Origin of the sequence: Ruminococcus hominis, assembly GCF_014287355.1 — a bacterium.
Taxonomy (GTDB): domain Bacteria; phylum Bacillota; class Clostridia; order Lachnospirales; family Lachnospiraceae; genus Schaedlerella; species Schaedlerella hominis.
Genome location: NZ_JACOPE010000001.1, coordinates 1,317,300 through 1,330,094 on the forward strand (window position 1 = coordinate 1,317,300; position 12,795 = coordinate 1,330,094).

General features: G+C 37.6%; 17 protein-coding genes, 1 pseudogene and 2 riboswitches. Of the genes and pseudogenes, 17 read left to right on the forward strand and 1 reads right to left on the reverse strand.

The genetic code is table 11. From position 1 onward, the window contains the following. Positions 1–3: 3 nt before the first annotated feature. The 9 genes and pseudogenes from H8S40_RS16525 to H8S40_RS05780 all read left to right on the forward strand — a co-directional run. Positions 4–585: pseudogene (locus H8S40_RS16525) on the forward strand (flavin reductase family protein); the annotation flags it as partial. Between the two features lie 42 nt (positions 586–627). Continuing rightward, positions 628–1,170 (forward strand): rubrerythrin, encoded by a 543-nt coding sequence (gene rbr, locus H8S40_RS16530; protein WP_240577012.1) that lies wholly within the window; start codon positions 628–630, stop codon positions 1,168–1,170. 26 nt (positions 1,171–1,196) lie between these two features. Beyond that, positions 1,197–1,553 (forward strand): Rossmann-fold NAD(P)-binding domain-containing protein, encoded by a 357-nt coding sequence (locus tag H8S40_RS05750; RefSeq protein WP_330638824.1) that lies wholly within the window; start codon positions 1,197–1,199, stop codon positions 1,551–1,553. 27 nt (positions 1,554–1,580) lie between these two features. After that, positions 1,581–1,955, forward strand: coding sequence for a desulfoferrodoxin family protein (locus H8S40_RS05755; protein ID WP_186864819.1), 375 nt, complete (start codon positions 1,581–1,583; stop codon positions 1,953–1,955). A gap of 94 nt (positions 1,956–2,049) precedes the next feature. Further along, entirely contained in the window at positions 2,050–2,208 is a 159-nt protein-coding gene (locus H8S40_RS05760) for a rubredoxin (protein ID WP_005339874.1), read from the forward strand. 153 nt (positions 2,209–2,361) lie between these two features. Beyond that, positions 2,362–3,108: an SDR family NAD(P)-dependent oxidoreductase gene (locus H8S40_RS05765; RefSeq protein ID WP_186864820.1), complete on the forward strand. Its 747-nt coding sequence runs from the start codon at positions 2,362–2,364 to the stop codon at positions 3,106–3,108. An 89-nt stretch (positions 3,109–3,197) separates the two neighbouring features. Beyond that, a complete protein-coding gene (gene trxA / locus H8S40_RS05770; protein WP_186864821.1) occupies positions 3,198–3,503 on the forward strand; it encodes a thioredoxin in 306 nt (101 codons plus the stop codon). Between the two features lie 12 nt (positions 3,504–3,515). Continuing rightward, the gene (locus H8S40_RS05775; RefSeq protein WP_005421613.1) at positions 3,516–3,836 is read left to right on the forward strand and encodes a rhodanese-like domain-containing protein; all 321 of its coding nucleotides are present in this window, start codon (positions 3,516–3,518) and stop codon (positions 3,834–3,836) included. A gap of 1 nt (position 3,837) precedes the next feature. After that, positions 3,838–5,529 carry an FAD-dependent oxidoreductase gene (locus H8S40_RS05780; RefSeq protein WP_186864822.1) on the forward strand — a complete coding sequence of 564 codons (1,692 nt, stop codon included), beginning with the start codon at positions 3,838–3,840 and terminating at the stop codon, positions 5,527–5,529. 117 nt (positions 5,530–5,646) lie between these two features. Here H8S40_RS05780 and H8S40_RS05785 read toward each other — a convergent pair whose 3' ends face one another. Further along, positions 5,647–6,381, reverse strand: coding sequence for a Crp/Fnr family transcriptional regulator (locus H8S40_RS05785; protein ID WP_366482298.1), 735 nt, complete (start codon positions 6,379–6,381; stop codon positions 5,647–5,649). 115 nt (positions 6,382–6,496) lie between these two features. Between H8S40_RS05785 and H8S40_RS05790 the strand changes: the two genes are divergently transcribed. From H8S40_RS05790 to H8S40_RS05820, 8 genes are all read left to right on the forward strand, one after another. Next, positions 6,497–6,820 carry a thioredoxin family protein gene (locus tag H8S40_RS05790; RefSeq protein WP_005330449.1) on the forward strand — a complete coding sequence of 108 codons (324 nt, stop codon included), beginning with the start codon at positions 6,497–6,499 and terminating at the stop codon, positions 6,818–6,820. A 15-nt stretch (positions 6,821–6,835) separates the two neighbouring features. Beyond that, positions 6,836–7,762 (forward strand): thioredoxin-disulfide reductase, encoded by a 927-nt coding sequence (gene trxB / locus H8S40_RS05795; RefSeq protein ID WP_117989810.1) that lies wholly within the window; start codon positions 6,836–6,838, stop codon positions 7,760–7,762. A gap of 755 nt (positions 7,763–8,517) precedes the next feature. Continuing rightward, a complete protein-coding gene (locus tag H8S40_RS16110) occupies positions 8,518–8,676 on the forward strand; it encodes a DUF6040 family protein (RefSeq protein WP_371297956.1) in 159 nt (52 codons plus the stop codon). Between the two features lie 154 nt (positions 8,677–8,830). Then, positions 8,831–9,265, forward strand: a complete 435-nt coding sequence (locus H8S40_RS05800) for an Rrf2 family transcriptional regulator (RefSeq protein ID WP_009243644.1) — start codon at positions 8,831–8,833, stop codon at positions 9,263–9,265. Between the two features lie 211 nt (positions 9,266–9,476). Continuing rightward, on the forward strand, positions 9,477–9,872 hold the full coding sequence (locus H8S40_RS05805) for a pyridoxamine 5'-phosphate oxidase family protein (protein WP_004844992.1): 396 nt from the start codon (positions 9,477–9,479) through the stop codon (positions 9,870–9,872). A gap of 20 nt (positions 9,873–9,892) precedes the next feature. Beyond that, positions 9,893–10,004: riboswitch (FMN riboswitch) on the forward strand. 99 nt (positions 10,005–10,103) lie between these two features. Next, the gene (locus H8S40_RS05810) at positions 10,104–10,718 is read left to right on the forward strand and encodes a 4Fe-4S binding protein (protein WP_186864823.1); all 615 of its coding nucleotides are present in this window, start codon (positions 10,104–10,106) and stop codon (positions 10,716–10,718) included. Further along, positions 10,715–11,659 carry an SIR2 family NAD-dependent protein deacylase gene (locus H8S40_RS05815; RefSeq protein WP_186864824.1) on the forward strand — a complete coding sequence of 315 codons (945 nt, stop codon included), beginning with the start codon at positions 10,715–10,717 and terminating at the stop codon, positions 11,657–11,659. Before H8S40_RS05810 ends, H8S40_RS05815 begins: the two co-directional genes overlap by 4 nt. Then, the gene (locus H8S40_RS05820) at positions 11,656–12,432 is read left to right on the forward strand and encodes a protein-ADP-ribose hydrolase (protein ID WP_072522433.1); all 777 of its coding nucleotides are present in this window, start codon (positions 11,656–11,658) and stop codon (positions 12,430–12,432) included. Before H8S40_RS05815 ends, H8S40_RS05820 begins: the two co-directional genes overlap by 4 nt. A gap of 246 nt (positions 12,433–12,678) precedes the next feature. Then, positions 12,679–12,754, forward strand: a riboswitch (cyclic di-GMP riboswitch). Positions 12,755–12,795: the final 41 nt, after the last annotated feature.

Below are 12,795 nucleotides of genomic sequence, written 5' to 3' on the forward strand. Positions count from 1 at the left end.
GCAATGTATAAGTTGAGTTATGGATTGTTTGTACTGACTGCCAGGGAAGATGAAAAAGACAATGGATGTATTATTAATACAGCCATTCAGGCAGCTTCAGAACCGAACCAGTTAAGTATCTGCGTCAACAAAGCAAATTACACGCATGACATGATTCAGAGAACTGGAAAATTCACAGTATCAGTCTTAAGTCAGAAGGCACGGTTTGAATTGTTTAAACATTTTGGCTTCCAATCAGGAAGGGATACCAATAAATTTGAAGCATTTGAAAAGTGTGCTAGGGGTACAAATGGTATTTATTATATTACAGAAGATACAAATGCATACATTTCTGTAACAGTTAATAAAACGGAGGACTTAGGATCACATACAATGTTTATCGGTGAGATAACAGATATGGAAGTTTTAAGTAATGTTCCTTCTGTCACATATGATTATTACCAGAATAATATTAAACCTAAGCCACAGGCAGTCGGAAAAACCGAGGATGGGCAGACAATATGGCGTTGCAGAATTTGTGGATATGAATATGTAGGAGAAGAATTACCGGATGATTTTATATGTCCTTTATGTAAGCACCCAGCATCAGATTTTGAAAAAATAGTAAAGAAAACGGAGGAAAAAGAAATGGCAGCAAACAAATACGTAGGAACACAGACTGAGAAAAATTTACAGGAGGCATTTGCAGGGGAATCGCAGGCAAGAAATAAGTATACCTATTTTGCTTCTGTAGCGAAAAAGGAAGGCTACGAGCAGATGTCAGCATTGTTTTTAAAAACCGCAGATAATGAGAAAGAACATGCAAAGATGTGGTTCAAGGAATTAGCAGGAATTGGTGATACAAAGGAAAACCTGGCGGCAGCGGCAGAAGGCGAAAATTATGAGTGGACAGATATGTATGAAGGCTTTGCTAAAACAGCTGAGAAAGAAGGATTCCCTGAGCTTGCAGCAAAATTTAGGGCAGTAGGCGAGATTGAGAAGCACCATGAGGAAAGATATCGTGCACTTCTTAAGAATATTGAAACTGCTAAAGTTTTTGAAAAGAGTGAAGTTAAAGTATGGGAATGCCGTAACTGCGGGCATATTGTGGTAGGAACTAAGGCACCTGAAGTATGTCCGGTATGTAATCATCCACAGAGCTATTTTGAAGTACATGAAGAGAATTATTAAGGGGATGAGATTATTACGAGAGTGAAATGTGTGAAATGCGTGGACATTACAAGCACAAGGAAAACACGGCAGAAATAGCTACAGCAGTCAAGAACAGTGCTTATGAGATTATAAACAAAAGGCACGCTACATATTATGGAATCGCAATGTCTGTAAAAAGAATCTGCGAAGTGATTATGAGAGATGAAAAATCAATACTCCCAGTATCTCATATGATTCATGGAGTATATGACATTGACGGAGTATCGTTAAGTATGCCGGCTATTGTAGGTGCAGATGGCATTGAGTCTGATATACCTATTAATTTAAGTGGAGAGAAAGCGTTAAAGCTTAAGGAATCCGCAGATTCTTTGAAAAAGATTATAGAGACAATTGGATTATAAATTTTACACATGGAAGGAGATAAAAGCATGGAAGTAAAGTATTATATATGTAAGCATTGTGGAAACATTGTTGAAAAGGTAAAGGATAAGGGGGTACCTGTAATTTGTTGCGGAGAACCTATGCAGGAATTAAAAGCCGGAGTGACAGATGCTGCTGTTGAGAAGCATGTACCTGTATATACAGTGGACAAGCAGCATGTACATGTTGTGGTCGGTGAAACAAAACATCCAATGCTTGATAATCATTTCATTGAATGGATTACACTAAATACAAATCAGGGTATTTATAGAAAACAGCTGATTCCAGGACAGGAACCTATTGCGGATTTCTGCCTCTGTGATGGAGAATATGTAGAAGAAGTATACGCATACTGCAATCTTCATGGACTCTGGAAATGCTAAAAACACTTGACTTTCGTGCTAAGATTACAAAATAATTCAGATACAACAGTAATATATGCTGTGTATTAATATATTTATAAGGAGGAACAAACTAATGAAATATGTATGTGACGTTTGCGGATGGGAATATGATGAAGAGGAAGGTTATCCTGAAGGTGGTATTGCACCAGGAACAAAGTGGGAGGACGTTCCAGAAGATTTTGAATGCCCATTATGTAATGTTGGAAAAGATCAGTTTTCAGAAGTTGAATAAAATTCTGATTATTTAAATACGGATAGATAAACAAAAACCCTGGTGCGTGTGAGCAACAGGGTTTTTTATTGCGATAGTTTGTGATGATATCACAGAAAATGATTTACCTTTTGCTTATAATGTAACTACAAACAAAGTAAGGAGGTAGTCTAAATGAGATTAAAAGATAAAGTTGCAATCATTACGGGTGGAAGCCGTGGTATAGGATTTGCTACAGCTGATAAATTCTTGAAGGAAGGTGCTTCAGTTGTGTTGGCAGCAAGTTCACAGGAATCGGCAGACGTTGCTGTAGATAAATTAAAAGAAAAATATCCCAATGCAATAGTTGCTGGAATTAGTCCAAATCTGGCAAGCATGGAGTCTGTTAGAAAGGCTTTTAAAGAGGCAACTGAAAAATATGGATGTGTCGACATACTGGTAAATAATGCAGGGATTTCAGAAAACACCTCATTTATGGATTATACAGAGGAGACTTTTGATAAAGTCATGGATCTAAATGTAAAAGGAGTATTTAATACTACTCGTGTAGCAGCAGAATGTATGGTGGTAAGAGGCAAGGGGGTCATTCTCTCAACTTCTTCCATGGTGAGTATTTCGGGACAGCCAAGTGGGTTTGCTTATCCGGCATCGAAGTTTGCAGTAAACGGATTGACTGTATCATTAGCAAGAGAACTAGGACCTAAAGGTATTTGTGTTAATGCTGTTGCACCTGGAATTACAGAAACTGATATGATGAAGGCCGTGCCAAAGGAAGTTATCGAACCTATGATTGAAAGAATTCCATTGCGTCGTCTTGGACAGCCAGAAGATATTGCCAATGCATTTGTGTTTCTTGCTTCAGATGAAGCGAGTTATATTACAGGTGTTATACTAAGTGTAGATGGTATGGCAAGAAGTTAAGGCAATGTGGTATGGTGATGTCATCACAGAAAAGAAATAAAATTCAGATTATAATAAAGCCACAAAGAAATGATAAGGAGGATTATAAAATGACTGCAATTAATATCAATAAAAATAATTTTCAGAACGAAGTACTGAATTCCGATAAACCCGTTCTTTTAGATTTTTGGGCATCTTGGTGTGCGCCTTGCCGCATGGTAGTACCTATTGTAGAGGAGATTGCAAGTGAGCATAGAGATATTAAAGTTGGAAAGATTAATGTAGATGAAGAGCCTGAACTGGCAAATAAGTTCAGTATTATGAGCATTCCGACTTTAGTGGTTATGAAGAATGGGAAGATTGTACAGCAGGTTTCAGGGGCGAGACCTAAGAATGCGATTTTAGAAATGCTTTAGGGAGGTGTGCTAATGGGATTTTTTGATCTCTTTAAACAGTCGAATATTAATCAAGGCATAGAAGAATATAAAAGGACTGATGATGCAGTTCTGCTGGATGTACGTACACCGCAGGAATATCAGGAAGGACATATACCAGAAAGTAAAAATGTGCCGTTGCAGCAACTTGACAATATTGCTTCTGTAGCGAAGAATAAGGATATCCCACTGTTTGTATACTGTTATTCCGGTTCACGAAGCCGCCAGGCAACTGGGATACTGCAACGAATGGGATATTCTAAAGTAAATAATATCGGTGGCATTGCAGCTTACTCAGGAAAGGTGGAAAAATAAGATGAAGGTAATAATTGTAGGAGGTGTAGCCGGAGGAGCTACAGCTGCAGCAAGAATACGCAGACTGAATGAACATGCTGAAATTACTGTGTTTGAAAGATCCGGATACATATCCTATGCAAATTGTGGACTTCCATATTATATTGGAGACGTGATCACAGACCCGGAAGAACTTACACTACAGACACCAGAGAGTTTTTTTAAACGCTTCCGTATTAACATGAAAATTCATCATGAAGTTATCTCCATACATCCGGAACGTAAAACGGTTTCAGTGAAGAATTTAGAAAACGGTGAAATATTTGAAAAAAATTACGATAAACTAATCCTTTCTCCAGGTGCAAAACCAACACAGCCGAGACTCCCTGGAGTAGGCATTGATAAACTTTTTACACTTCGTACAGTAGAAGATACTTTTCGGATAAAGGAATATATAAATAAGAACCATCCAAAATCGGCTGTATTGGCAGGTGGTGGCTTTATTGGTCTGGAACTGGCAGAAAATTTGAGGGAGCTTGGCATGGATGTTACAATTGTCCAGCGGCCTAAGCAGCTGATGAATCCTTTTGATCCAGATATGGCATCCATGATTCATAGTGAAATGAGAAAACACGGGATAAAACTGGTACTGGGCTATACAGTGGAAGGATTTAAAGAAAAAGACAATGGAGTAGAGATCCTATTGAAAGATAATCCATCCCTTCATGCTGATATGGTAGTACTGGCAATCGGCGTTACACCAGATACAACATTAGCAAAAGAAGCTGGTCTGGAACTTGGCATCAAGGAAAGTATTGTAGTGAATGATAGAATGGAAACTTCTGTACCAGACATTTATGCTGCAGGTGATGCAGTTCAGGTAAAACATTATGTTACTGGCAATGATGCATTAATCTCTTTAGCAGGACCTGCCAATAAACAGGGAAGGATCATTGCGGATAATATTTGTGGTGGTGATAGTCATTACTTGGGTAGTCAGGGAAGCTCCATTATCAAAGTGTTTGATATGACAGCAGCCACTACAGATATAAATGAAACCAATGCTAAAAAGTTAGGATTAGAGGTAGATACAGTAATTCTTTCTCCTATGAGTCATGCCGGTTACTATCCTGGTGGAAAAGTGATGACCATGAAAGTAGTTTTTGAAAAAGAGACTTATCGTTTGCTTGGTGCTCAGATTATTGGATATGAAGGAGTTGATAAACGTATCGATGTGCTTGCAACAGCAATCCATGCAGGGCTGAAGGCAACCCAGCTGAAAGATTTGGATCTCGCATATGCACCTCCTTATTCCTCTGCCAAGGATCCTGTAAATATGGCCGGATTCATGATAGACAATATAGCAAAAGGAACCTTAAAACAATGGCATTTGGAAGATGTGGATAAGATTTCTAAAGATAAAAATGCTGTGCTGCTGGATGTGAGAACGGTAGGTGAATTTAGCAGGGGCCATATTAATGGATTTAAAAATATTCCTGTAGATGAACTGAGGGAACGTATCAATGAAGTTGAGAAAGGAAAGCCTGTATATCTGATATGCCAGAGTGGGCTGCGCAGTTATATTGCGAGCCGTATTCTGGAGGGAAATGGATATGAAACATACAACTTTTCCGGCGGATTTCGCTTCTATGATGCAGTGGTTAATGACCGTACGCTGATCGAAAGGGCATATGCATGTGGTATGGATTATTAGAAATAAACAAAAATATTTTTATGATTTTTTTGTAGCATAAAAAGATCCCCCATTTATTAGAATGACTTTCATAATTCTGATAAATGGAGGATTTTTAGATATTATAGAAAAACAGTTTTATGATCTTTGTAGTGTTTCAAGTCTTTTCGAATCAAGGATTGTGATTTTGCCGCGGGAGAGTCTGACAAGCCCCTCGCCTTGAAAGTATCGAAGCATTCGAGTGATAACTTCCCTGTGGGAACCAAGATGATTGGCGATAGTTTCGTGAGTGATTTTCAATTCATTTGCACCTTCAATAGAGGTCTCTTCTAAAAGAAATGAAGCAATACGCTTATCCAAGCTCTTCCACATGATTTGTTCAATCAGCCACATGACATCAGAAAAACGGGTGGCTATTAACTCATTGGTATAGTTTGCGACGGGAGCAGATTCCTTCATAATGCCCTTATAGATTTCAGCAGGGATGATCCAAAGATCAGTATCTTTTTCTGCTTCAATGGTTACTTCAAATTGAATGGAGCGTATGATACATGAGGCGGATAAAAGACACATATCCATATCGAACAGACGGTAAAGTGTAATCTCTCGTCCTTCATCTGAAAGTATGTAGGTTCGAAGCTGCCCGGATTTAACCAGTAATAATCCAGTGCAATCCAGGTTTCCATTGTGAATGATTGTCCCTTTTTTTACATACTGTGTGATTAAATTGTCTGAAATTATTTTTTTCTGTGTTGTGTTTAAGTCATTCCATAGTGGAAAACAATTTTCGAAGTTCATAACCGTTATCTCCTTTACGAACATAGTATACTTGCTTTTTTTAGATGCGTCAATTATGTAACTGGCATATGCCATAAATAGAAATAAAAAGAAGTGTAATAAAGTAAATTATCTTTTCTGTGATATCATCACAGAAGCAAGATCTTTTATGCGATATATTAAGTTCAAACAGGAGAAGGAGTTGAAAAATATGACATCAATAAATATAAATAAAGAAAAGTTTGGACAATTAATTCATAAAGAAAAACCGGTTTTGGTTGATTTCTGGGCACCTTGGTGTGGTTATTGCCGTAGAATTGGAGCGGCTTATGAAAAAATAAGTGAAGAATACAGCGATATTCTTATTGCTGGAAAAGTAAATATTGATGAAGAACCACAGATTGCAGAAGCTGAAAAGATTGAGATAATTCCTACGCTGGTTTTATATCGGGATGGAAAGGCAATAGATTCTATTGTTGCACCTGAATCAAAAATAATGATAGAGAATTTTATTAATGAAGCATTGGAAAAATAAAAGGAGGACTGCTGTATGAATGAAAATCATATTTACGATATGATTATCGTGGGGGGAGGACCTGGAGGGTATACTTCAGCATTATACGCAGCCAGAGCAGGATTTGATACAATTGTTTTAGAAAAATTATCTGCAGGTGGTCAGATGTCATTGACCTGGCAGATTGATAACTATCCTGGTTTTGAAAATGGAATTGACGGATTTTCATTGGCAGAGAAAATGCAAAAACAGGCGGAAAAATATGGTGCTAAAAGTGAATATGCAGAAGTTTTTAATATGGATTTAGCAGGAAAGCTTAAGAGAGTAGAAACCAGTTCGGGAATTTATATTGGGAAAACAGTAGTGATAGCTACAGGAGCAAATCCAAGAGAACTTGGTCTTGATAAAGAAAAAGAATTGATAGGTCATGGAGTTGCTTATTGTGCCGCCTGTGATGGTATGTTTTATAAAGATAAGATTGTGGTTGTTGTTGGTGGTGGAAATTCTGCTATATCAGATGCTACTCTTTTAAGTCGAATTGCTAAGAAAGTTATCATTGTTCATCGAAGGGATACATTACGTGCAACAAAAATTTACAATGACCAGCTGATGAAAACTGAAAATATAGAGTTTCGATGGAATAGTACAGTAAAAGAACTGCTTTATGGAGAACGATTGACTGGTGTGCGGTTGAAAGATACAGTTACAGGAGAAGAAAACATTATAGAATGTGACGGCTTGTTTGTGAGTATAGGAAGAAAACCGACAATAGATTTTTTAGATAATCAGATAGAACTGGATAATAAAGGATATATTGTGGCAGGTGAAAATACTGAAACGAGTATTCCAGGTGTTTATGCTGTAGGAGATGTCAGAACAAAGTTACTTCGTCAGATAGTAACAGCTGTTGCAGATGGGGCTGTGGCAGTACATATGGCAGAAAAATATATGGGGAAAATGTAAAGTGAATTACGCCTTTTTGCATAGGAATTGTTTTGTTAAGTTAAACAATGAAACAGAAAATAGTCATTTTGATAGACCATATTTACTATAAATAATCAGAATTTGAATAGTGAACTTTTTATACTGAAATATGTATGATTTCAATAATGACATGAACTTATGGGAATGTATTGCGGATACTTTGTGAACTTTATCCTGATACAATGATTATGCTGATAAAAATAGCCCACACAAAGGGGCTGGGGAGTTGAAGTGTCGAAGACACTTTTTTAAAAGAATTTCAGGGAAAAATGAATATTTCTGAAGGTATACTGGTTCTTGAAAAATTTGTAGGAATATAAAAATATAGATGTATAAGAGAAAATCAAATCTTGTACACCTATTTTTATACAAGAAATTCGTAAAGTAAGGGGTCATTATTATGAGTAAAAAATTAGTGGCATTTTTCAGTGCAAGCGGAACAACAAAAAAGTAGCAGAAATGATTGCAGAGAAAGTAAAAGCAGATTTCTTATGCAAGGCAGGGAAAATTAGAGATGCCGGCGATCCAAGAGGGTGCGGATGCCAGAAAAATTGATGAGAAATTTCAGAATGGGCAGACACAATCAGCGTCATGGAAAGTGATGGAAAACCAAATCATAAAAAGACAAAATGTACTGTTGAAGAAAATACAGATTTATAAGTCTGCTTCAAGAGTTTGTGACAGGTGCAGATTCTTTCGGACAATTAAGCAATAGAATCTCAAATAGTATCATGATGGCGATAATGAGTACAGCTATTGCAATCTACTTCGGAAAATGGATAAAATCAATCATTCCGATGAACCTTATTCTACTATTACTTCTTGTGCACGTGGTCTATATCGGAATCCGAAGTTATGTGAAAGACTGGCGGGAGGAACGAGGCTATTACTAAAACAAAAAGAGAACAGGAAGATTTTGTAAAGTATCTTTCTGTTTTTTCTAAAGCAGACTATTGATTGTATTTATATTAAGTTTTCAACAACAATGTAACCATTGAAATTACATCTGTTTTTTGATATGATTACTGTCAAAGAGAGGTGTTTATAATGCAGATTTCAAGCAGATTTACAATGGCAATCCATATGTTTGCCTGTATAGATACATTTTCGGATCAGAAGATGACTAGTGATTTTATGGCAGCAAGCATTGGAACTAATCCGGTGATTGTTCGTAAAATATTGCAACAATTAAAGGCTGCTGGTCTTATTGAAGTTGCAAGAGGGACAGGCGGTGTGACAATTACCAGACCATTGGAGCAGATTACATTCCTTGATGTGTATAAAGCAGTGGAATGTGCACCAGATGAAGAACTGTTTCATTTTCATGAGAATCCCAATCAGAAATGTCCGGTAGGAAAGAATATTCACCATGTTCTTGATAAGAGACTGTTAGAAGTACAGAAGGCAATGGAGGAAAAACTTTCAGAAATGACACTTGCTGATGTGAAAAAAGATATTGCAGTGTATACAGAGGAAGAGTAGTCTACAGAAGGCTTCGGATGAGTGATTATATCATCACAATTTCCGGAGCCTTTTCGTTTTTCATAATCAATGTAAAATCTTCAAAAGGAGTTGTAACAAAAAAAGTTACAAAAAGCTTGATGTAACTATTGACATTACATTAAATGGATGATATTGTATAGCTGCAAGATGTAATAACCATTGTTACAACATATCGAGGAGGTAATTTAAAATGCAGAAAGTAGTAGAATTTTTACAGAAAAACCCGGTTCAGTATTTAGCAACCGTCGGAAGAGATGGAAAGGCAAAATGCCGTCCATTCATGTTCTGTTTTGAGCAGGACGGAAAGCTTTGGTTCTGTACTAACAACACAAAGGATGTTTACAAGGATATGTTAGCAAATCCTGAAGTAGAAGTATCAGTATCTTCCCCTGAATACGCATGGATTCGCCTTCATGGCAAAGCAGTATTTGAGGACAACAAGAGTGTAAAGGAAGGATGCATGAACAATCCTATCGTTAAGGGACAGTACCAGACAGCAGATAATCCTATTTTTGAGGTATTCTATCTTGAAAATCCGCATGGTTTAATCGCAGATTTCTCTGGAAATCCACCTTATGAATTTTAAAGATAATTAACAGAAAAAATTACAGTCTTCGGGGCAAGGTGTAATTCCTGACCGGCAGTATAGTCTGCGAGCAAAAGCTGATATGGTGCAATTCCATAACCGACGGTAAAGTCCGGATGAGAGAAGATATGATAAAACAAGTCCCGCAGGGAATCCCGTCCTGCGGGCTGTTTTAATTGCCATGATGACATATAAAAAACTTACACCGATACTGAAAGGAGAGACTTTGAAATGACAAAAATGGATTATCTTAAACTTCTGGTGGATGAAATTCATTCAACAACAGTTGCAACGATAGGTTCAGATGGACATCCTCAGACAAGAATCATAGATATGATGTACTATGATGAAGAAGGTGTGTATTTCCTTACAGCAAAGGGAAAAGCATTTTATGACCAGTTAATGGAGCAGCAGTATGTGGCAATATCCGCAACAAAAGACAAAATTGCGGTGTCTCTGCGTGGAAAAATAAAGAACATCGGAAAAAAGAATCTTGATATTATGTTTGAAAAAAATCCATATATGAAGAAAATCTATCCGGGAGATACGAAAGATGCAATCGAAGTGTTTCGGCTGTATGAGGCACAGGGAGAGTATTTTGATATCAGCAATCCATCAAATATTGTGAGGGATACTATAACAATTGGAAAAACCGAGGCAGTTCAGACAGGGTATTTTATTGGAAAAGAATGTATTGGATGCAAACTGTGTTACTCTGTATGTCCGCAAAAATGCATTGATATATCTTCAGTTCCGGTTACTATCAACCAGAATCATTGTCTGCATTGCGGAATATGTGCAGAAATTTGTCCGAAGCAGTGTATTGAGAAAAGAGGTTCATTATGATTTTTAAGAAAATCAGAAAAGGGCATGCTGACTGGAGAAACTTTTTATGTAGTACTCCGGCAAGGGATTATGTATTCCAAAAGGATGCATATGAAGACCAGATTGACAGGGCAGCAAAGAATATAAGAAATACAGACTGTGTTATAATCGGGGCAGGAGCCGGGGCATCGACAGCTGCGGGAATCCAATATGGTGGTAAAAGGTTTACAGACAATTTTGCAGAATTTATAAAAAAATACGGTGAGTACTACATGACAGATATGTATGCAGCCGGATTTTATCCATATCCGTCTGAGGAGGCAAAGTGGGGATACTGGTCAAAACATGCATTGATGAACCGCTTTGATCCTCCGGCATTGCCGCTTTATACAGAGCTTTATGATATTGTAAAGAACAAAGAATATTTTGTACTTACAACCAATGTGGATCATCAGTTTTATAAAGCGGGATTCGATGAAAAAAGAATATTTGCAACACAGGGAGATTATGGGAAAATCCAGTGCCAGAAAGCCTGTCATCCAAAGACTTACGATGCAAAAGACCTGTTTCGTAAAATGGATAAAGCAAGAAGAGAATGCCTGATTCCATCAGAACTTGTACCAAAATGTCCGGTGTGTGGCGGCAATATGGCTATGAATCTCCGTTGTGATAATTATTTTGTGGAAGATGAAGCGTGGCATGAGGCAGCCGACAGGTATGCGGGGTTTCTGGAACAGCATAAAGATAAAAAGGTTGTTCTTTTGGAACTTGGAGTTGGATTTAATACGCCGATTATTATACGTTTCCCTTTTGAAAAGATGGTGAGGGAGAACTCGTCTTATAGTTTGATACGCCTGAATATGGATGAAGCGGTAGTTCCGGAAAGCTTCGGGGAACGTGCAATCGGTATTGGCGGTGATATGGCAAAGGCAATTACTGATATAAGGGGGCTGGTATTATGACACAGGATGAGCGAAGAGAATATCTGATTCAGTATCTTTTAAAAGAAGAAATACCGTTTGGCAGACAGAACATTCCTACGGATAAGCAGGGGCAGGAAAATCTGCTCCGCTCACTTATGAATGTCAGACCGCCAAGACCAATCAGTAATGATTTTTTGAAAATACAGGATGAGTATCTTACAGAAAGAAATATAGAGCGTGGAATCACAGATGTTGACACGCTTGCACCTGTAAAATCCGATTCGAGATTATATATCTGGCAGGGGGATATTACCACTTTGAAATGTGATGCGATCGTGAATGCGTGTAACTCACAGATGCTTGGTTGTTTTTCACCGATGCATGCCTGTATTGATAACTTTATTCATACTTATGCTGGAATGGAACTTCGTCTGAAAATGCATGAAATTATGGCAAAGCAGGGGCATGAAGAAGAGACCGGCAAAGCAAAGATAACATCGGGATACAATCTTCCGACAAAATATATTCTTCATACGGTAGGACCTATTATACAATGGAAAGTCACAAAAGAAGATGAAGACCTGTTGGCAAACTGCTACACAGAGTGCCTAAAGCTTGCAGCTGATACTGGTGTGGAATCTATTGCATTCTGTTGTTTGTCTACAGGTGTATTCCGTTTTCCACAGCAACGAGCTGCCGAGATTGCAACGAACACTGTAAAGCAGTATCTTAACAAAGACAGCAGAATAAAAAAGGTAATCTTTAATGTGTTTAAAGATGAAGATTTAAAAATATACAGTGGATTGTTATAAGCGTTTGTTGAAATATCCGATAAATCTTATTGTACTGTTACTGCCTGAGAATGTGATTTATATTGGAATCCGATGTTAAGTGAAAGGCTGGTGGGAAGAACGAGAATATTATTAAAAAAGTGGACAGTTCATATCGGCTGTTCTTTTTTTGTTTTCGGGCGTTAAAACGGCAATGTTTTTCTTGTGTACAGTAGAGAACTATAGTATAATGAAACCAGTTTTTTTGCATAAGTTTAAAAGCTATAATAAGGAAATCGGCAAACCAGATGAAAGTCTGGGACGCAAAGCTACAGGGCCTGTAAAATGGCAGCCAGCTGCATAAAATGAGGTGCACTGTCTGTCTGACAGTGCTTTTTACAATGT

Coding starts and splice junctions, on each gene's coding strand:
- rbr (WP_240577012.1), top strand. CDS start 628: ATGGCAGCAAACAAATACGTAGGAACACAGACTGAGAAAAATTTACAG.
- H8S40_RS05750 (WP_330638824.1), top strand. CDS start 1,197: ATGTGTGAAATGCGTGGACATTACAAGCACAAGGAAAACACGGCAGAA.
- H8S40_RS05755 (WP_186864819.1), top strand. CDS start 1,581: ATGGAAGTAAAGTATTATATATGTAAGCATTGTGGAAACATTGTTGAA.
- H8S40_RS05760 (WP_005339874.1), top strand. CDS start 2,050: ATGAAATATGTATGTGACGTTTGCGGATGGGAATATGATGAAGAGGAA.
- H8S40_RS05765 (WP_186864820.1), top strand. CDS start 2,362: ATGAGATTAAAAGATAAAGTTGCAATCATTACGGGTGGAAGCCGTGGT.
- trxA (WP_186864821.1), top strand. CDS start 3,198: ATGACTGCAATTAATATCAATAAAAATAATTTTCAGAACGAAGTACTG.
- H8S40_RS05775 (WP_005421613.1), top strand. CDS start 3,516: ATGGGATTTTTTGATCTCTTTAAACAGTCGAATATTAATCAAGGCATA.
- H8S40_RS05780 (WP_186864822.1), top strand. CDS start 3,838: ATGAAGGTAATAATTGTAGGAGGTGTAGCCGGAGGAGCTACAGCTGCA.
- H8S40_RS05785 (WP_366482298.1), bottom strand. CDS start 6,381: ATGGCATATGCCAGTTACATAATTGACGCATCTAAAAAAAGCAAGTAT.
- H8S40_RS05790 (WP_005330449.1), top strand. CDS start 6,497: ATGACATCAATAAATATAAATAAAGAAAAGTTTGGACAATTAATTCAT.
- trxB (WP_117989810.1), top strand. CDS start 6,836: ATGAATGAAAATCATATTTACGATATGATTATCGTGGGGGGAGGACCT.
- H8S40_RS16110 (WP_371297956.1), top strand. CDS start 8,518: ATGGCGATAATGAGTACAGCTATTGCAATCTACTTCGGAAAATGGATA.
- H8S40_RS05800 (WP_009243644.1), top strand. CDS start 8,831: ATGCAGATTTCAAGCAGATTTACAATGGCAATCCATATGTTTGCCTGT.
- H8S40_RS05805 (WP_004844992.1), top strand. CDS start 9,477: ATGCAGAAAGTAGTAGAATTTTTACAGAAAAACCCGGTTCAGTATTTA.
- H8S40_RS05810 (WP_186864823.1), top strand. CDS start 10,104: ATGACAAAAATGGATTATCTTAAACTTCTGGTGGATGAAATTCATTCA.
- H8S40_RS05815 (WP_186864824.1), top strand. CDS start 10,715: ATGATTTTTAAGAAAATCAGAAAAGGGCATGCTGACTGGAGAAACTTT.
- H8S40_RS05820 (WP_072522433.1), top strand. CDS start 11,656: ATGACACAGGATGAGCGAAGAGAATATCTGATTCAGTATCTTTTAAAA.